Consider the following 16437-nt stretch of genomic DNA (forward strand, 5'->3'; position numbering starts at 1 on the left):
GCGCCGTAGCGAGCAGGTGCTCGGTGCGGTGCATCGGCGCGCGGGGGCGAAGGTCTCGATGCGGAGCATCGTGGCCTTTGCACCCGTGCGGCGAGGTGCCGGGCCGAGTGCCGCGCAGTAGGCGCTGGGGCCTCGGGCGCACTCTCGCAAGCGATTGTAGCGGTCACTGCCGGTTTCCTCCGACTCGCGCACCCGGGGCGCACTACGCTGGAGCCAGACCGTCCACGGGAGGAGGCCTGCGATGACCGGATTCGTCATCTTCATCGTGGTGATGATCGTCGTGAGCCTGATCAACAAGGCCAAGCAGAAGTCCGACCGCGGCAACGCGAAGGTGAGTCCGCGCGTCCAGGCGCTGGTCGAGCGGATCCAGGCCCAGCAGGGCGGCAACCAGCCGACGCAGTTCCAGGGCCAGTACACCCAGGCGGCCCAGGGCGGTCCGCCGGCACCTGTTCAGGGCCAGCAGTCCACCTTCCCGGTGCAGACCGGGAGCGCGCCGGGCAGCCAGCAGGTCGCGGCCGCGCTGGAGCAGCTGATGCAGAACGGCCGGCAGCCGCGTCACCTGGGCGAGCGGACCTCCCCGGGCCAGGCGGCACAGTTGCCCGGCGGGTCCGCGCAGTACCCGACGACCGGGATGTACCAGCCGCCCGCTCAGTTCCAGCCCCCGCAGTACGCCCCGAACGCGTACCAGCCGCCGGCGCATCGTCCGCAGCAGAGCCACCTGCCGACGTCGAACCAGGACCTGGACGCCCAGGTCCGGAAGCTGATGGGCGCGAACAACGAGGTCGGCGCGATCCGGCTGCTCGGCGAGCAGCGCGAGCTGGGCATCCTCGAGGCGCAGCAGTACGCCCGCTCGCTGGTCGCCCCGAAGACGGCGCCCCGCAGCACGGACGAGGACGAGCCGGACGAGGACGACAACCGGTACGTCGGCTCCGCCGCCTTCGCCGAGTCGATCTTCAACCTCGACGACCGCGAGGAGAACGAGTGGGCCAGCGGCTGGGTCGACAAGCCCGAGCCGGAGGACCGGTCCGACATCGACGAGCTCTGGCAGACCGTCCGCAACGCACCACGCCCGGGGACGACGCCTAGCTAGTCCCGCTTGTCTCCAAGGGATTCCAGCAAGGTCCGGAGCAGACCGGCCAGCTGATCGCGTTCCGCGGTCGACAGGCCGGCGAGGAGCTGCGCCTCGGTGTCGACGTGCGTCGGCAGCACCTTGTCGATCAGCTTCAGCCCCTTGGCCGTCAGCGTCACCTGTACGCCGCGGCCGTCGGTCTCGCTGGGCGCGCGCGTCACCAGTCCGCGAGACTCCAGCCGATCCAGCCGCTGACTGATCGCCCCTGACGTCACCATCGACGAGTGCATCAGCCCGGCCGGCGTCAGGCTGTGCTCGGCGTTGCTGCGCCGCAGCGTCGCCAGTACGTCGAACGACGCGCGGTCCAGCTCGTACTTGGCGAAGTTCCGCCGCAGCTCGGCGTCGAACAGCGCACTGAGCCGGCTCAGCCGGCCGATGACCCCCATCGGCGACGCATCGATATCCGGCCGCCGCGCCCGCCACTGCTCGAGCACCAGGTCGACGTGATCTGCCATCCACCCAGCCTACTGCCGAATTGCTTAGCGCTGAGGGATTGCAAGTAGCTTAGCGCTGAGATACTTTATCTTAGTGCTAAGCAATCGAGTCTCTCTTCTTCTGGTCACGGCGATCACGCCGCTGCTCTGGGGCACGACCTATCTGGTCACGACCGAGTTCCTCCCACCTCATCGACCGCTGCTGGCCGCGCTGCTCCGGTCGCTGCCGGCCGGTCTTCTGCTGGTCGCCATCACCCGGGTGCTGCCGAGCGGCAGCTGGTGGTGGCGCTCGCTGGTCCTCGGCACACTCAACATCGGTTCCTTCAACGCTCTGCTCTTCGTCGGCGCGTACCGGCTCCCCGGTGGCGTGGCCGCGACAGTCGGCGCGATCCAGCCGCTGCTGGTCGCAGTACTGTCGGCCGGTCTGCTCCGGCAGCGGCTGTCTCTGCGCACTGTCCTCACGGCCATCGCGGGCGTGTTCGGCGTCGGCCTGCTGGTACTGCGGGCGACCGCGCAACTCGACATGTTGGGTGTACTCGCGGCTGTCGGCGGTGCGATCGTCATGGCGTTCGGCGTCGTACTCAGCAAGCGCTGGACGTCCCCCGCTCCCCTGCTGGCGACCACCGGGTGGCAACTGGTTGCTGGTGGACTCGTGCTGCTGCCGGTGGCCTTCCTGGTCGAAGGCGCGCTCCCTGACTTCACCCTGCGGAACCTCGCCGGCTACTCCTACCTGGCGCTCTTCGGGTCGGCAGTCGCGTATGCACTGTGGTTCCGCGGACTCCGTGAGCTCGCTCCGACCGAGGTGACGTTCCTGGGGCTGCTCAGCCCGGTGACGGCGACGACACTCGGCTGGCTGGTGCTGGACCAGCACCTGTCGGTCTGGCAGGCCATCGGCGGTCTGATCGTCCTCGGTGCCCTCGTCACCGCCCAGGTACGTCGGAAGGTGCGGCCAACGCCTGCAGCGGAAGCTCCTGTCCTCGTCGCAGCTGGGGAGCGGTGACATGCGAATCCTGATCTGGGGTGCAGCCGGCGCCGTCGGCAGTCGAGTCACCCGGGAAGCAGTTGCCCGCGGCCACCAAGTCACGAGTGTCGGCCGCTCGGGTCCGGTGCGTGGCGACGCTGCGGACCCGGACGACGTCGCTCGCCTGAGTGCCGGCCACGACGTGGTGATCAGCGCGACCCGGCCCCGCGAAGGTCAAGAAGCTGAACTCGTCGCTGCAGCCAAGGGATTGTTGATCGGTCTGCGCGGCAGCGGCGTACGGCTGATCCTGGTCGGCGGTGCAGCGAGTCTGATCGTTCCGGGTACAGAGGTGCAGTTGGTCGACTCGCCGGGCTTCCCGGTGGACCTGCGCCCGATCGCCCTGGCCTGCAACGAGCAGTAGGACGTTGTGCGGGCCGCTGACGGCTTGGATTGGACGTACGTGAGCCCGCCCGCGCTACTCGAGCCTGGCGACCGGACCGGAAGCTATCGGAAGGGCTATGACCATCTGGTGACCGATGCGGAGGGCGGCTCGACGATCTCGATGGAGGACTTCGCGATCGCCCTGGTCGACGAAGCCGAGCGTGCGGAGCATGTCCGGCAGCGCTTCACCGTCGGGTACTAGACAGCCGGTCCCTCGCTGCTGAGCGAGGGACCGGCTGTCTAGAGGTGTTTCAGATGAGGCCCTCGCGCAGTGCGTACGCGACGGCGTGTGAGCGGTTCTTCAGCTGGAGCCGGCTCGTCACGTCGTGCAGGACGTTCTTCACCGTCCGCTCCGAGTAGGACAGCTCACGGGCGATCTCTTGCGTGTCCTTGCCGTCGGCCACCAGCCGCAGTACCTGCGTCTCGCGGTCGGACAGACCGGTGTGGGACAGCCCCCGTGGTGCCAGCACCTGCCGCTGCATGCGTGACACCTGTCCCAGCAACCGGCCCAAGAGATCTGGTGGCAGGCTGCCGTCCCCGGCAGCGGCAGCCTGCACCAGGTGCACGATCCGGTCAGCGGTCGCCTCGGTACGGCGCAGTACGCCGGACACCCCCAGTTCGACCGCGGTCATCAGCGCGTCGTCGTCGATCGTGCTGCCGATCAGCACGGTCCGGCGGCAACCGCGCTGGGTTGCGGCCCGCAGTACCTGAACCGCGCCGGCGTCCAGCGAGTCGACGGCGATCAACGCAACCACTGGCGGGGCGGTGCGCTGGTCCCCGGACACGCCGGGCAGCAGGGCCGCCAGGTCGGTGTCGTTGATCAAGCTGATCTCGGGCCGCTGCCGGAGCGCGTGCACCAGCCCGAACTGCGACAACGGGTCCAGGGCCTTCACCCAGACCGGAATACGGTGGTTCTGCCCATTCGTACTCGTCATACCTGCCACTCCCCCAGAGCGTTGTTGAACGGAACGGATCGAATCCGTAGTCACACGAACCCCCAAGTCGTCGATTTCCTCCCGATCGTGCGTCCGGCCGGCCGGCCTTTCGGACCGGTGACAGCCGGTGTCACGACCCAACGCCTAGGGTGACGCACCGGCGTTTCACCGGCGTCTCACCCGGATCTCTTGGCCGTCGGCTTGCGAACTGTGCCCGGTCGGCGGGTCGAAATCTGCCCACAACCACTTGATGCCCGAAAGGGCAGGTTGGTTGTGAGTGATTCAGGAATCGAGGCTGGTGAGTGCCCGGAGCGCGAGCCGGTAGGAGTCGAGGCCGAAGCCGGCGATGGTCCCGGTCGCCACGCCCGCGACGACGCTGGTGTGCCGGAACTCCTCGCGGGTGGCGGGGTTGGTGAGGTGGATCTCGATCAACGGAGCCGTCCGCTGGGCGATCGCATCGCGCAGGGCGTACGAGTAGTGCGTGAACGCGGCGGGGTTCAGTACGACGGGAGTCCGGTCGTCGGCCGCCTCGTGCAGCCAGCCGACCAGCTCCGCCTCGTCGTCGGTCTGCCGTACCTCGACCTCGAAGCCGAGCTCGGCGCCGGTCTTCTCGCACACCCCGACCAGCTCGGCGAACGTCGTGGTCCCGTACTTCTCCGGCTCGCGGGAGCCCAGGCGCCCGAGGTTCGGACCGTTCAGCACCAGCACCCGCCTGCTCACATCCGTCACGCACCTCACCCTAGCGGCGACCTAGGCACTCCAGGGCGCACCAGGGCCGCCCATGCGTTCGGCGTACGGCGTGCCGTGGGCGAGTTCACCGCGGCGGATCGGCTTGTCGGTGAACGCTGAGGCGTAGATCGCCGCAGCTAGTTCGAGCGTGTTGCGGGCCTCGGCGAGCGTGACCGGGGTCGGCGCACCAGCAGCCTTGGCGTCCAGGATCGCGGCGAGTTGGGCGGTGTGGCCGCTCGGTACGTCGGGGAGGTCCGCGGACCAGGCGTCGGCGATCTCCTCGTGGCCGGGCGCCGGCGTGATCCTCCAGTCAGGGCTCTTGTAGCCGTACAGGTGTTCCAGCTCGACGGTCGCGTTCTGGCAGTCGAAGCGGAGCTGGGAGGTCTGGCGGGCGGACACCAGCGAGTTGACGACCGATGCGACGGCGCCGTTCTCGAACGTCACCAGCGCCAGCGAGACGTCCTCGGTCTGCGTCGGACGCGCCTGACGGGCCGCGAGCGCGGTCACCTTCTCCCACGGCCCGAGGATCGACAGCAGCAGGTCATATTGATGGATGCCGTGTCCCATCGTCGGCCCACCGCCCTCGACGTCGAAGGTCCCGCGCCACGGCACATCGAAGTACGCGTCGTCGCGGTACCACACGGTGTTGCACAGGGCAACCAACGGCCGGCCGAGTACGCCGTCTTCGAGCAACTGGCGCAGCCGGACGGCACCCGATCCGAAGCGGTGCTGGAACACGCAGGCGACCTGCGCCGACGACTTCTCCTCCGCCGCGACCAGCTTGTCGAACTCATCCAGCGACAGCGTCGGCGGCTTCTCCATGTACACGTCGACGTCCGACGCCAGGCACTCGACGGCGAGCGGGACGTGCGAGTTCGGCGGCGTACACAGGTGGACGAGGTCGACCCGGTCCGCCGCGAGGAGGTCGGTCAGGCTCGGGTACGTCGCCGGGATGTTCCACTTGGCGGCGAATTCCTTGGCTCGATCCAGGTCGACGTCGACCGCCGCAACCAGCTCGGCCCGCTCCGCCAGCGCGGTCACCGCCCGGGCGTGCGAGCCGGCAATCCCGCCCGTACCGACGATCGCTATCCTCTGCTTGGTCATATGGAAAGCCCTTTCCGAGGGGCTTTCCATCCTCACATCGCACCGGCGTCGCCACAAGGCGACGGGTGTCGGCTAGCTGAGCTCGCCGTACGCCGCGATGAGCAGACTCGGGTCCGGCGCCTCGAGGATCGTCGGCTTGGCGAGGCCGTCGAGGATGACGAAGCGGAGCCGGTCCGCGCGGGTCTTCTTGTCGAGCTTCATCGCGTCCTGCAGGTGCGGCCACGCGTCCGCGCGATAGCTGACCGGAAGGCCGAGCGACTCGAGTACGGCGCGGTGCCGGTCGGCGGTCGCGTCGTCGAGGCGGCCGGCAGCGCGGGCGAGTTCGGCGACGAACACCATGCCGATGCTGATCGCGGCACCGTGGCGCCACTTGTACCGCTCGACGCGCTCGATGGCGTGCCCGAGCGTGTGCCCGTAGTTCAGCGCCTCGCGGCCGATCTGCCCGCCGACGGTCGTGGTCCGCTCCCGCAGGTCGGCGCCGACCGTGTCGGCCTTCACCTGGATCGAGCGGGCGATCAGCTCCTCGGTCGCGCCGTACGACGGGCTCTTCGCCGCGGCCGGGTCCTTCTCGACGAGGTCCAGGATCACCGGATCGGCGATGAACCCGCACTTCACGACCTCGGCGAGGCCGCTGACGTAATCGTTCGGCGGCAGGGTCTCGAGAGCGGCCAGGTCGCAGAGGACACCGGCCGGCTCCCAGAACGCGCCGACCAGATTCTTGCCTTCGGCGGTGTTGATGCCGGTCTTGCCGCCGACGGCCGCGTCGACCATGCCGAGCAGGGTGGTCGGGATGTGCACGACCTTGACGCCGCGCAACCAGGTCGCCGCGACGAAGCCGGCGAGGTCGGTCGTCGTACCGCCGCCGACGCTCACGATCGCGTCCGAGCGGGTGAAGCCGGCCTGACCGAGCACGGACCAGCAGTACGCCAGCACCTCGGCGGTCTTGGCCTCCTCCGCGTCCGGGATCTCGATCGCGTGCGCGGTGAACCCGGAGGCGGTCAGGTCGTCGCGGATCGCGTCGCCGGTCTCGCGCAGCGCCCGCGGGTGGATGACGGCAACCCGCTGCACCCCGTCGCCCAGCAGCACCGGCAGTTCGCCGAGCAAGTTGTTGCCGATGACAACGTCGTACGGCGCGGCCGCGGCAACCCGGATCCTGGTCGGGCCGTCGGTCATGCGAGGTGCTCCAGGATTTGCTCGGCGATCTCGTCGGGGGTCTTGTCGTCGGTCATGACGGTCAGCTTGGCGACCTCGGCGTACAAAGGGCGACGCGCTTCCATCAGGTTGCGGAGCTGGGTGCGGACGTTGCCGAGCAGCAGCGGCCGGGCGACGCTCATGCCGACCCGCTTGGAGGCCTCGCCGAGGCTCACGTCGAGATAGACGACGGTGTGGCCGGCCAGATCCGCGCGCGTCGCCGGATCCAGGATCGCGCCGCCGCCGAGCGACAGCACCTCGCCGTCGTCCTTCAGCGCTGCGACGATCGCGGCCCGCTCCAGTTCGCGGAAGTGCGGTTCGCCCTCGTCGACGAAGATCTCGGAGATCGGCTTGCCGGCAACGGCTTCGATATCGGTGTCGGTGTCGCGGTGGGTCGCCTTCAGCCGCTCGGCCAGCAGCGCCGCGATCGTGGACTTACCCGATCCCGGCGGCCCGACCAGAACGACGACCGGGCTCACTCCCACTCCCGCGGGGCGATCGTGGTCGGCAGGTTCGCCAGGTACGACTGGTGGTTGCGCGCGGTCTCGGTCACCGAGTCGCCGCCGAACTTCTCCAGCGAGACCTCGGCCAGCACCAGCGCGACCATCGCCTCGGCGACTATCCCCGCGGCCGGTACGGCGCAGACGTCCGACCGCTGGTGATGCGCGGACGCGGCCTCGCCGGTTGACGTGTCGATCGTCCGCAGTGCCCGCGGGACGGTCGCGATCGGCTTCATCGCGGCGCGGACCCGGAGCGTCTCGCCCGTGCTCATGCCACCCTCGGTGCCACCCGAGCGGCCGCTGGTACGGCGTACCGCACCGTCCTCGGCGACGATCTCGTCGTGCGCCTTCGAACCTGGCGTCCGCGCGAGCTCGAACCCGTCGCCGAGCTCGACGCCCTTGATCGCCTGGATGCCCATCAGCGCACCGGCCAGCTTGGAGTCGAGCCGCCGGTCCCAGTGCACGTAGCTGCCGAGTCCCGGCGGAAGACCGTCGACGACGACCTCGACCACACCGCCGAGCGTGTCACCGGCCTTCTGCGCGGCGTCGATCTCCGCGACCATCTGCTTGCTCGCGTCCGGGTCGAGGCAGCGGACCGGATCGGCGTCCAGCTTCGCGACATCGGCGTACGACGGGATCACGCCGTACGGCGCCTTGACGGTGCCGAGCTCGACGACGTGGCTGACGATCGTCACGCCGTACGACTGGCGGAGGAAGCGGGCCGCCACCTCGCCGAGGGCGACGCGGGCCGCGGTCTCGCGGGCGCTGGCGCGCTCGAGCACCGGGCGGGCCTCGTCGAACCCGTACTTCTGCATGCCGGCCAGGTCGGCGTGGCCGGGCCGCGGGCGCGTCAGCGGGGCGTTCCGCGCGAGCCCGGCGAGCGTCTCCGCGTCGACCGGATCCGCGCTCATCACCTGCTCCCACTTCGGCCACTCGGTGTTGCCGACCTGGATCGCGACCGGGCTCCCGAGCGTCAGCCCGTGCCGGAAACCGCCGAGGAACGTCACCTCGTCCCGCTCGAACTTCATCCGGGCACCCCGGCCGTAGCCGAGCCGCCGACGAGCGAGGGCGTCGGCCACGTCATCAGTCGTGACCTCGACCCCGGCGGGAAGACCTTCAAGTACGGCGACGAGCGCTTGTCCGTGCGACTCGCCGGCGGTAAGCCAGCGCAGCATGCCAGGATTCTTTCACGCCGGTCCCAACAGTCAGACAGTGGTCTCAGACTCAGCGGCAGGTCTGGGTGTCCTGGGTGAGGCCGTCGCGGACGGAGAGGACCACGTCGAAGGTCTTGATGATCGGGGACTCGTCGCAGCTGGTGGACGCGCCGGCTGCTTGACCGCCGGCGATCGCGGCGCCGGCCAGCGCGGTGGTGGCGAGCGCCGCCACGGCCAGGCGCCCGGCGGTACGACGGAATGCGGGGGTCATCAGATGCTCCCTTGAACGGTGGTTCCTTATATCAACGACCGTAGAAGTTGGGAACGCCGGGTGAACTGGCCCTGGAACCCGTCTTGGGGTAGCGGAAACACCACCCCCGATAGGGTCCTGGCATGAGTCGGCAGGGTGCGGAGACGTGGCGGGCGCGGGTGCGCGGGTGCTTGCTGGGCGGTGCGATCGGGGATGCGCTGGGCGGTCCGGTGGAGTTCGAGGACGGTCGGTCGATCGTCGCGAAGCACCCGGACGGCGTACGGGCGTTCCTCCCTGGAGGCGACGGGTGGCCGGCGGGGACGATCACCGATGACACCCAGATGACGCTGTTCACGGTCGAGGGACTGATCCGGGCCGGCGTACGGACGGATCGCGGGCTCGGGTTCACGGTGGCCGTCGTACAGCACGCGTACGACCGGTGGCTGGACACGCAGACGATGGCCGCGCCGAGTGGTGAGCGGGATGGCTGGTTGCAGGGTGAGCAGTGGCTGTACGCGCGTCGTGCGCCGGGCAACACCTGCCTGTCCGCGCTGACCGAGGCCCGCAAGGGCGAGGCGCGGATCCCGCAGTTCGGCGCGGAGGCGGTGAACGACTCGAAGGGGTGCGGCGGGGTGATGCGGGTCGCGCCGCTGGGGCTGCTGCCGGAGTACTTCCCGACCGACTGGATCTTCGACTCGGCCGCGGCTGCCGCCGGATACACGCACGGGCATCCGACCGGCAAGCTTGCCTCCGGCACTCTTGCCGCGATCATCCACGAGCTGTGCAACGGCGCCGGCCTCGACGATGCACTCTCACGCGCGACCGACCTGCTCAAGCAGCACGACGGCCACGAGGAGACCAGTACGGCGCTCACGTTCGCGCGACTCCTGGCCGCGACCGCACCGGCCGGACCGGTCACGGTCGAGCGCCTCGGCGGCGGGTGGGTCGCCGAGGAGGCGCTCGCGATCGCGGTCTTCGCGGCCCTCGCCTACCCCGAACCCGAGCAGTTCCTCGACGCGCTCGCACTCGCCGTCACCCACTCCGGCGACAGCGACTCCACCGGCGCGATCTGCGGCAACATCCTCGGCGCCCTCCACGGCGAGACGGCTCTCCCCGCAGAGCTCGTCTTCACCGTCGAGGGCCGCCCGGTCATCCTTCAGCTCGCTGACGACTTCGCCCTGGAGTTCATCCAGGGCAAGCGCCTGCACGGCGACTACGGCCCGCACACGACCTGGACCACCCGCTACCCGGGCTGGTGACTACAGCGGCTCGATCGAGAGCTTGTGGTGGAACACGTTGCGCGGGTCCCACTTCGTCTTGATCTGCTGCAGCCGCGGGTAGTTGCCCAGGTAGTACAGCTCGTGCCACGGCACGCCGGACTTGTTGTACGCCGGGTCGGCCAGATCCACGTCCGGGTAGTTGATGTACGAGCCGGCGTTGGTCGCGTTCGGCACCGGGGCGCCGCCGGTCTCGCGGTAGATGTCGCCGTACACCTTGCGTGCCCAGGCGAGGTGCATCGCGTCGTCGGCGGCGGACTCCCAGGACGCGGTGAGCACCATCTTGCAGACCACGTCCCGCTGCGCGGCGGCGGTGGCGTTCGACGGGACGGTGTTCACCTTGCCGCCGTACGGGACGAGCAGGATCGACGACTCCGGCCCGTTGTAGTCCGGGTCGGTGAGCCCGTTGTACATCGCAACGATCTGCTCGTCGGTGTAACCCTTCTTCAGGTACGCCGCCTTGTACTTGCCGCGGGACGGCGTCGCCGTCTCGCCGATCGAGCGCTGCATCGTCAGGTGCAGGAACGGGCCGACGCCCAGGTCGACCGTCTGCGGCTCGGCCTGTACGCCGGCCGTGATCGCGGCGTTGAACGCGTTCATCAACTGTTCCGAATTCGGCGCGGCGGCGTCGATCTGGGTCGAGAGCAGGAACTGTCCCGCCTGCTTCTGGGTGATCACGAACGGCGCGTAGAGCGTCGCGTACGGCGAGTCCGGCGTGTTGTGCTGTTCGAAGAACGTGAACCAGTTCCGCATCGTGCGGACGAAGTCGGCCTGGGTGGTCTTCGACCAGTCGTACACCAGCACCGTGGAGCGCAGCGCGGCCGGTGCCTTGGGCAACGATTCCGCCGGCGTCCGGCCGGTCGCGCCGCTGCTGCGCAGCAGGTACCGGACCACGACGCCGAAGTTCCCGCCGCCGCCACCGGCGTGCGCCCACCACAGGTCCCGGTGCTCGTTGTCGCGGGTCGCGACCACGGTGCGGGCCCGGCCGCGGGCGTCGACGACCACGACCTCCATGCCGTACAGGTGGTCGACGACCGAGCCGTACTTGCGCGAGAGCGGACCGTACCCGCCACCGGCGAAGTGGCCGCCGACACCGACGCCGAGGCAGCCGCCGGCCGGCACGGTCAGGCCCCAGCCGAAGAACAGCTCCTTGTAGAGGTTCTCCAGGATCGCGCCGGAGCCGACCGAGAACGCGCGGTACTTCGGATCCCAACCGATGTCGTTGTTCGTCGACATGTCCAGCACGACCTCGATATCGCTGCTGTCGACGAAGTCCTCGAAGCAGTGTCCACCGCCGCGGACCGCGATCCGCTTGCCGCTGCGGACCGCCTCCTGAACAGCCGCGACGGCGTCCTCGGTCGATCGGATCACTCGTGCGTACTGCGGTTTGCCGATGAACCGGCGGTTCTGCCCGCGCTGGACCAGGTCCTGGTACCGCGCGTCGTTCGGGCCGATCTTGTCGCTGAGGGCGGTGGTGGCCACGGCGGCGGACGCAGTACCGGGGACGGCAAGAGCCGCACCCGCAACTGCGGTCCCGGCCAGAAGACCACGACGACTGACTGGCATTGATTCCCTCCCGAGAGTTCGAATGCTTCGACCCTAGGAAGGCGGGCTGTGTCCGCACATCAACCATCTGGTGGAGTGCGGGGATCACCTATCCGGCGTACAACCGCTCCAGTGGCGCCCCGAGCAGTACGCCGGCCAGCGCGCCGACCAGCATGAACGGCCCGAACGGGACCATCTGCTTGCGCGTCATCACCCGCGCGGCGATCAGCACGATCCCGACGATCGCGCCGAGGAAGAACCCGCCGTACAACCCCGAGGCGAACTGTCCCCAGCCCAACCAGCCGAGCGCGAGCCCGAGCAGCCCCGACAGCCGTACGTCGCCGAAGCCGACGCCGCGCGGGAACGCGAACCACAGCACGTAGAACACCGCGAACCCGATCGCACCGGCGATCACTGCCCGGCGCAACGATCCCCACTCCCCCGTCGCCACCGCAGCGGCCAGCAATCCCGCCGCGACCACGGCGTACGTCGGCCAGATGATGACCGAGGGCAGGAACCGCGTCCGCGCGTCGATGTACCCGAGCACCGCGCCGGCGACCGCGAGCACCAGCCATGCGGGCAGTACGGCGTCCAGCCCGAGCATCCAGCCCAGCAGTCCCCCGGCGACCGCCGCCAGCCCACCGCACCAGTACGCCGCCCGCCGTCCGGCCACCGATGCGTACGGGACCTTGGTCTCGCCCTCTTCCAGCACCGGCTCGGGGATGGTGCGCATCAGCCAGGGGCCGAGGACGGCCGCAGCGGGGCCGCAGAGGATCACACCGATCCCCGCGGCGAGCACTGCGTTGTCAGCCGGCACGATCCAGGAGCCTAGACGATTCCGCGGCCCGACTTCGGGAGCCCTGTGGACAAGAGTGTGGCAGTGTGATGGAAAGGTCATCTCTGGAAGGACTGCCGATGAACGCCGTGGACAAGGGCCGGGTCAAGGACGCGTTGCTGCGGCAGGTCGAGGCGGATCTCCGGGCGGCCCAGGGTGACGTGGCGCGGGAGGATTCGGCCGCGAAGCTGGACCAGGACTCGTCGTTCTCGGTCGACGACCAGTCGCAGGCCTCCCAGGCCGGTGACCTCGGCGGGCTGTTCGAGGGCAGGGAGCAGCGGCAGGCGGGCATCCGCAGCCAGATCGAGAAGCTCGATTTCGGCCCGCGCAGCGAGGTCGCGCCGGGAGCGATCATCGGGTTCGACGGCGATCGGTACGTCGTGGGCGTGGTGGCGGCGGCCTTCGAGTGCGACGGCGCGACGTACGAGGGGATCGCGGCCGACGCCCCGATCTACGCGGCCATCGAGGGCTTGCACGCCGGCGACACGTTCACGTTCGCCGGCCACGAGCACAAGCTCGACTTCGTCAGCTAGACCTGCGAACCAGCACGCGGGCGATGACGGCCGCGCCGGTGCCGATCAGGAGCAGACCGCCGAAGATCACGCCGAGCGTGCTCCAGAAGCCGTCGTTCTCGGTGACGACCTCGACGCGCTGGTACTCCGCGTCGGTCGCGGCCGGCGCGAACGTGAAGTCGTCGGTGATCCGGCTCGGCTCCCTGTACGTCGCCGTGTACGCGGTCAGGAAGGTGGCCGGCGTCGTCAGCGCATCGTCCTCGACCCGGCCGGCGAACAGCAACTCGGGCTTCACCGCGGCATCCGGCAGCTTCGTCGCGTCGACCCGGTGCTCGGCCGCGACGTACACCGTGACGGTCTGGGACGTCGTCGCGCCCTTGCTCAGCCGCATCGGGTAAACGATCCGCTCCGACGCGAACGTGAGCCGTAGCGGCGGGGTCGCTCCGGTGAGGCTCTCGCCGTCCCGCTTCGGCGCGAGCTTCACCGCCACGATCTCCCACTTCTCGGTCAGGTACGGCGTGAGGTTCGCGGCCAGCGTGGCCGGTACGACATACCCGTTCGTCCGCAGCCAGTCCGTGACCGCCGTACCGGTCGAGCCGGTGAGCCGCGTGACCGCGAACGGGCCGAGGACCATCTGCTGTCGGACGTTCACCCCGGATGCCGGCGCCGCCGCCCCCGCGGAGTCGCGGGCGTTGCCCATGATCCCGAGGTCGCGGAACGGCCAGTACGTCTTCTTGTAGACGATCTTCGGCCGTGTCAATTGGTCGAGCCGGTAGAAGAGCTGGTCGTCGCCGAGCTCGACCTTCGCGGCCGCCGGGACCGGCATGATCCAGGCCGCCTTCTTCGACAAGCCGTTGATCGCCATCGAGAGCGTGATCTTCTCGGTGCCGCCGGCGTGCTGCACCAGCGCGTTCTCGCCGTACGCGCGGGCCCGCGACTGCGCGTCCGGGAGGTAGCCACCGCATGCGCACGCCCAGGCAGGTGTCACCCCGGCCGCGATGAATCCGACCGCCAGGACACCAGCCACCACCCGCCAAAGCTTCACTGGCGGAACACTAGCTAGACGAGGGTGTACGGCGTGTGGAAGAAGTTGGACGGGTCGAACTTCTTCTTCGCGGCCTGCAGCTTGGCCGAGCTGCCGCCGTAGTACGAGCTCACTGCCCGGCCGGCCTCGAGGTAGTTGACGTAGGCACCGGCCGAGGCCGTCCGCACGGCGCGGTGACCGTTCGTGATGAAGGTCTGCGCGGTCGTGCCCTGCGCGGACGAGTACCACTGGATCACGCCGAGCGCGCTGCGCCACGGCCACGAGGCCCCGCCGGCCGGCTGCTTCGCGGCCTGTCCGCCGAGCGGGTCGAGGATCGCCGACGCAGGTGTCTTCGCCCGCGCGGCCGCCTTCACCGCACCGAGCAGCGCGGTGATCGTCGCCGCGTCCATCGCGCCCTTGAGTACGTCGGAACCCGCGAGGAAGCCCTGCCGCGGACTCGTCGTACCGCCGCCGAGGTACTTCACCGCTTCCATGTGCGTCTTGACGCTGATGGTCCGCGCCGAAGCCTTCGCTCCGACGAACGACTCCAGCTGCGCGGCCGCCGCGTTGGCGTTGCCGGTGGTGGAGACGCCGAGCACGTGGATCGACAGCGTTCCGTTGCTCTGGGCATCAATGTGCAGGTTGCCCCACGCCGTCGTCGGCGCGGTCTGGGCGAACTTCTGCCAGCCGCGGACGACGGCCGCCGCTTGCGACTCGGGCCAGGTCAGCCGGAAGAACCCGAGCTTGGTCGCCGGGATCGTGGAGAACCGGAACGACGTGACCACGCCGAGGTTCCCGCCACCGCTGCCGCGCAACGCCCAGAACAGGTCCGGCTCGACGGTCGCGCTGACGTTGTGCGACTTGCCGTCCGCGGTGAACACGCCCATCGACACGACCCGGTCGCAGGTCAGCCCGTACGTGCGGGTGTGGATCCCCATCCCGCCGCCGAGCGTGAGACCGGCGACGCCGACGGTCGGACAGGTCCCGGTCGGCAGCGAGCGCCCGTACCGGTCGAGGAACGCGTGGACGTCGTACAGGCGGGCTCCGGCGCCGACGGTCAGGATGCCGTTCGAGTAGCTCATAGTCTTCAGCCCGCCGACGTCGAGCTGCATCCCGTTCGCGATCGTGGACGCGCCGACGTACGAGTGGCCGCCGCTCTTCGGCACGAGTACGAGCTTGTTGGTGCGGGCGAAGTTGATCGCCTTCTGCACATCGGCCGGGTTCGCTGCTTTCACCACGGCGGTCGGGCGGACGCTGTCCCAGCGCGGGTTGAACAGCTGGTGCGCGGCGGCGTACCCGGAGGTCGAGGCCAGGTAGACCTTGCCGGTCAGCGAACGGGAGAAGGCGTTCCAGTTCGGCGCGGTCGAGGGGCCGGTCGGCGCTGAGCTGGTCGGGGTGCTGCTCGGGGTCGCGGTCGTCGACGCAGCCGAGCTACTCGGAGCTGTTGTGGTGGGAGCGGTGGTGCTCGGCGCGGACGTGGTCGGCGTCTGCGACGGACTCGTCGTACCGCCGGCGTTGTCCTTCGTGTCGCCGCACCCAGTCAGTGCGACAGCTGCTGCGGCACTACCGGCCTTCAGTACGGTACGGCGGTCAAGCAGGCTCACGATCCCCCAACTCCTCACGCGCGGCCGACCTCATGGCCGCCAGAGGAGCCGGCGACCTACCCGTCATCATCTCCACCTGGAGGGTCGCCTGATGCACGAGTAGATCAAGTCCGTTCAACAGCTCTGTACCGATCCGGTGCGCCGCGATCGCGAGCTTGGTCGGCCAGGGGTGGTACGCGACGTCGAACACCACCGGCGCCACCGCGGCGAAGTGCTCGGCCCACGGGTCGACCGCGCCGCCGGGCAGCGTCGACACGCACAGGTCGAAGCCGCCGATCTGCTCCACCTGCGTGAAGTCCGCGACCGACGTCCGGAGGCCGAGCTCCGCGGCCAGATCCAGCAACCGCTCGGCCTTCGAAACGTCCCGGACGACGACGGTCACCTCGCTGACCTTCATGCCACGCAAGGCCGCCAAGGTCGACGCGGCCGTCGCACCGCCACCGATCACGACGGCTGTCTCGGCCGCTGTGATGCCCTGCTCGGCGAACGCGTTCACCAGCCCGGGTACGTCGGTGTTGTGCGCGGACCGCGATCCGTCGGGCTCGAACAGCATCGTGTTCGCTGCGCCGATGAGCTGCGCGACCGGGTCGACCGTGTCGACGAGATCGAGCGCGACGCGCTTCAGCGGCATCGTCAACGACAGCCCGCGGACGTCCTCACCAAGCGACGCCACGAAGGCCCGGAGCTCATCCTCTTCGACCTCGAAGGCGTCGTACCGCCAGTCCAGCCCGAGTGCGGCGTACGCGGCCCGGTGCATGGCCGGCGACAGCGAATGCGCAATCGGCGAACCGAGCACGGCACAACGGGTCAAC

At 69.5% G+C, this 16437-nt stretch carries 18 protein-coding genes; 5 read left to right on the plus strand and 13 right to left on the minus strand.

Translation table 11 applies throughout. From position 1 onward, the window contains the following. Window positions 1–241 precede the first annotated feature (241 nt). A complete protein-coding gene (locus tag ACFWUU_RS37140; protein ID WP_380182920.1) occupies window positions 242–1090 on the plus strand; it encodes a hypothetical protein in 849 nt (282 codons plus the stop codon). On the opposite strand, the gene ACFWUU_RS37145 is transcribed toward ACFWUU_RS37140, so the two are convergent. After that, a complete protein-coding gene (locus tag ACFWUU_RS37145; protein ID WP_137257504.1) occupies window positions 1087–1584 on the minus strand; it encodes a MarR family winged helix-turn-helix transcriptional regulator in 498 nt (165 codons plus the stop codon). The two genes, ACFWUU_RS37140 and ACFWUU_RS37145, sit on opposite strands and share 4 nt — an antisense overlap. A gap of 73 nt (window positions 1585–1657) precedes the next feature. Here ACFWUU_RS37145 and ACFWUU_RS37150 point away from each other — a divergent pair, with 73 nt between their 5' ends. Both ACFWUU_RS37150 and ACFWUU_RS37155 read left to right on the plus strand, forming a co-directional pair. Further along, complete coding sequence (locus ACFWUU_RS37150; protein WP_137257505.1) at window positions 1658–2563, plus strand: EamA family transporter; 906 nt, start codon at window positions 1658–1660, stop codon at window positions 2561–2563. A 1-nt stretch (window position 2564) separates the two neighbouring features. Next, window positions 2565–2945, plus strand: a complete 381-nt coding sequence (locus tag ACFWUU_RS37155; protein ID WP_233715008.1) for an NAD(P)-dependent oxidoreductase — start codon at window positions 2565–2567, stop codon at window positions 2943–2945. Between the two features lie 271 nt (window positions 2946–3216). On the opposite strand, the gene ACFWUU_RS37160 is transcribed toward ACFWUU_RS37155, so the two are convergent. The 7 genes from ACFWUU_RS37160 to ACFWUU_RS37190 form a co-directional block, all read right to left on the minus strand. Then, entirely contained in the window at window positions 3217–3900 is a 684-nt protein-coding gene (locus tag ACFWUU_RS37160; protein WP_137257506.1) for a response regulator transcription factor, read from the minus strand. Window positions 3901–4182: 282 nt separating this feature from the next. Continuing rightward, window positions 4183–4620, minus strand: a complete 438-nt coding sequence (gene aroQ, locus ACFWUU_RS37165) for a type II 3-dehydroquinate dehydratase (protein ID WP_137257902.1) — start codon at window positions 4618–4620, stop codon at window positions 4183–4185. A gap of 30 nt (window positions 4621–4650) precedes the next feature. Then, entirely contained in the window at window positions 4651–5733 is a 1083-nt protein-coding gene (locus ACFWUU_RS37170) for a Gfo/Idh/MocA family protein (protein WP_137257507.1), read from the minus strand. 72 nt (window positions 5734–5805) lie between these two features. After that, window positions 5806–6906 carry a 3-dehydroquinate synthase gene (gene aroB, locus ACFWUU_RS37175; protein WP_137257508.1) on the minus strand — a complete coding sequence of 367 codons (1101 nt, stop codon included), beginning with the start codon at window positions 6904–6906 and terminating at the stop codon, window positions 5806–5808. After that, complete coding sequence (locus ACFWUU_RS37180; RefSeq protein ID WP_137257509.1) at window positions 6903–7403, minus strand: shikimate kinase; 501 nt, start codon at window positions 7401–7403, stop codon at window positions 6903–6905. Before ACFWUU_RS37180 ends, aroB begins: the two co-directional genes overlap by 4 nt. After that, window positions 7400–8599 (minus strand): chorismate synthase, encoded by a 1200-nt coding sequence (aroC, locus tag ACFWUU_RS37185; protein WP_137257510.1) that lies wholly within the window; start codon window positions 8597–8599, stop codon window positions 7400–7402. Before aroC ends, ACFWUU_RS37180 begins: the two co-directional genes overlap by 4 nt. 49 nt (window positions 8600–8648) lie before the next feature. After that, a complete protein-coding gene (locus ACFWUU_RS37190; RefSeq protein ID WP_137257511.1) occupies window positions 8649–8849 on the minus strand; it encodes a hypothetical protein in 201 nt (66 codons plus the stop codon). Between the two features lie 122 nt (window positions 8850–8971). Here ACFWUU_RS37190 and ACFWUU_RS37195 point away from each other — a divergent pair, with 122 nt between their 5' ends. Beyond that, window positions 8972–10087, plus strand: a complete 1116-nt coding sequence (locus ACFWUU_RS37195; protein ID WP_137257512.1) for an ADP-ribosylglycohydrolase family protein — start codon at window positions 8972–8974, stop codon at window positions 10085–10087. Here ACFWUU_RS37195 and ACFWUU_RS37200 read toward each other — a convergent pair whose 3' ends face one another. Together ACFWUU_RS37200 and ACFWUU_RS37205 are read right to left on the minus strand one after the other, a co-directional pair. Beyond that, window positions 10088–11671 (minus strand): FAD-dependent oxidoreductase, encoded by a 1584-nt coding sequence (locus ACFWUU_RS37200; protein WP_380182922.1) that lies wholly within the window; start codon window positions 11669–11671, stop codon window positions 10088–10090. It lies immediately after the preceding gene. 88 nt (window positions 11672–11759) lie between these two features. Then, window positions 11760–12467: a prepilin peptidase gene (locus ACFWUU_RS37205; protein ID WP_380182924.1), complete on the minus strand. Its 708-nt coding sequence runs from the start codon at window positions 12465–12467 to the stop codon at window positions 11760–11762. Window positions 12468–12565: 98 nt separating this feature from the next. On the opposite strand from ACFWUU_RS37205, the gene ACFWUU_RS37210 reads away from it, so the two are divergent. Beyond that, window positions 12566–13018, plus strand: a complete 453-nt coding sequence (locus ACFWUU_RS37210) for a hypothetical protein (RefSeq protein WP_380182926.1) — start codon at window positions 12566–12568, stop codon at window positions 13016–13018. Here the strand turns inward: ACFWUU_RS37210 and ACFWUU_RS37215 are convergent. From ACFWUU_RS37215 to ACFWUU_RS37225, 3 genes are read right to left on the minus strand one after another with little or no spacing between them, the layout of a single operon-like run. Continuing rightward, complete coding sequence (locus tag ACFWUU_RS37215; protein ID WP_380182928.1) at window positions 13011–14042, minus strand: DUF2330 domain-containing protein; 1032 nt, start codon at window positions 14040–14042, stop codon at window positions 13011–13013. The two genes, ACFWUU_RS37210 and ACFWUU_RS37215, sit on opposite strands and share 8 nt — an antisense overlap. 14 nt (window positions 14043–14056) lie before the next feature. Continuing rightward, window positions 14057–15625 carry an FAD-binding protein gene (locus ACFWUU_RS37220; protein ID WP_380182930.1) on the minus strand — a complete coding sequence of 523 codons (1569 nt, stop codon included), beginning with the start codon at window positions 15623–15625 and terminating at the stop codon, window positions 14057–14059. After that, the gene (locus ACFWUU_RS37225; protein WP_380182932.1) at window positions 15612–16436 is read right to left on the minus strand and encodes a shikimate dehydrogenase; all 825 of its coding nucleotides are present in this window, start codon (window positions 16434–16436) and stop codon (window positions 15612–15614) included. Before ACFWUU_RS37225 ends, ACFWUU_RS37220 begins: the two co-directional genes overlap by 14 nt. Window position 16437: the final 1 nt, after the last annotated feature.

The sequence above is a fragment of the Kribbella sp. NPDC058693 genome (genome assembly GCF_042715335.1).
GTDB lineage: Bacteria > Actinomycetota > Actinomycetes > Propionibacteriales > Kribbellaceae > Kribbella > Kribbella jiaozuonensis.

Bases quoted from the DNA above. Each gene is read 5' to 3' on its own strand.
- ACFWUU_RS37170 (WP_137257507.1), bottom strand. From the start codon at position 5,733: ATGACCAAGCAGAGGATAGCGATCGTCGGTACGGGCGGGATTGCCGGC.
- aroC (WP_137257510.1), bottom strand. From the start codon at position 8,599: ATGCTGCGCTGGCTTACCGCCGGCGAGTCGCACGGACAAGCGCTCGTC.
- ACFWUU_RS37200 (WP_380182922.1), bottom strand. From the start codon at position 11,671: ATGCCAGTCAGTCGTCGTGGTCTTCTGGCCGGGACCGCAGTTGCGGGT.
- ACFWUU_RS37190 (WP_137257511.1), bottom strand. From the start codon at position 8,849: ATGACCCCCGCATTCCGTCGTACCGCCGGGCGCCTGGCCGTGGCGGCG.
- ACFWUU_RS37145 (WP_137257504.1), bottom strand. From the start codon at position 1,584: ATGGCAGATCACGTCGACCTGGTGCTCGAGCAGTGGCGGGCGCGGCGG.
- ACFWUU_RS37160 (WP_137257506.1), bottom strand. From the start codon at position 3,900: ATGACGAGTACGAATGGGCAGAACCACCGTATTCCGGTCTGGGTGAAG.
- ACFWUU_RS37195 (WP_137257512.1), top strand. From the start codon at position 8,972: ATGAGTCGGCAGGGTGCGGAGACGTGGCGGGCGCGGGTGCGCGGGTGC.
- ACFWUU_RS37210 (WP_380182926.1), top strand. From the start codon at position 12,566: ATGAACGCCGTGGACAAGGGCCGGGTCAAGGACGCGTTGCTGCGGCAG.
- ACFWUU_RS37155 (WP_233715008.1), top strand. From the start codon at position 2,565: ATGCGAATCCTGATCTGGGGTGCAGCCGGCGCCGTCGGCAGTCGAGTC.
- aroB (WP_137257508.1), bottom strand. From the start codon at position 6,906: ATGACCGACGGCCCGACCAGGATCCGGGTTGCCGCGGCCGCGCCGTAC.
- ACFWUU_RS37140 (WP_380182920.1), top strand. From the start codon at position 242: ATGACCGGATTCGTCATCTTCATCGTGGTGATGATCGTCGTGAGCCTG.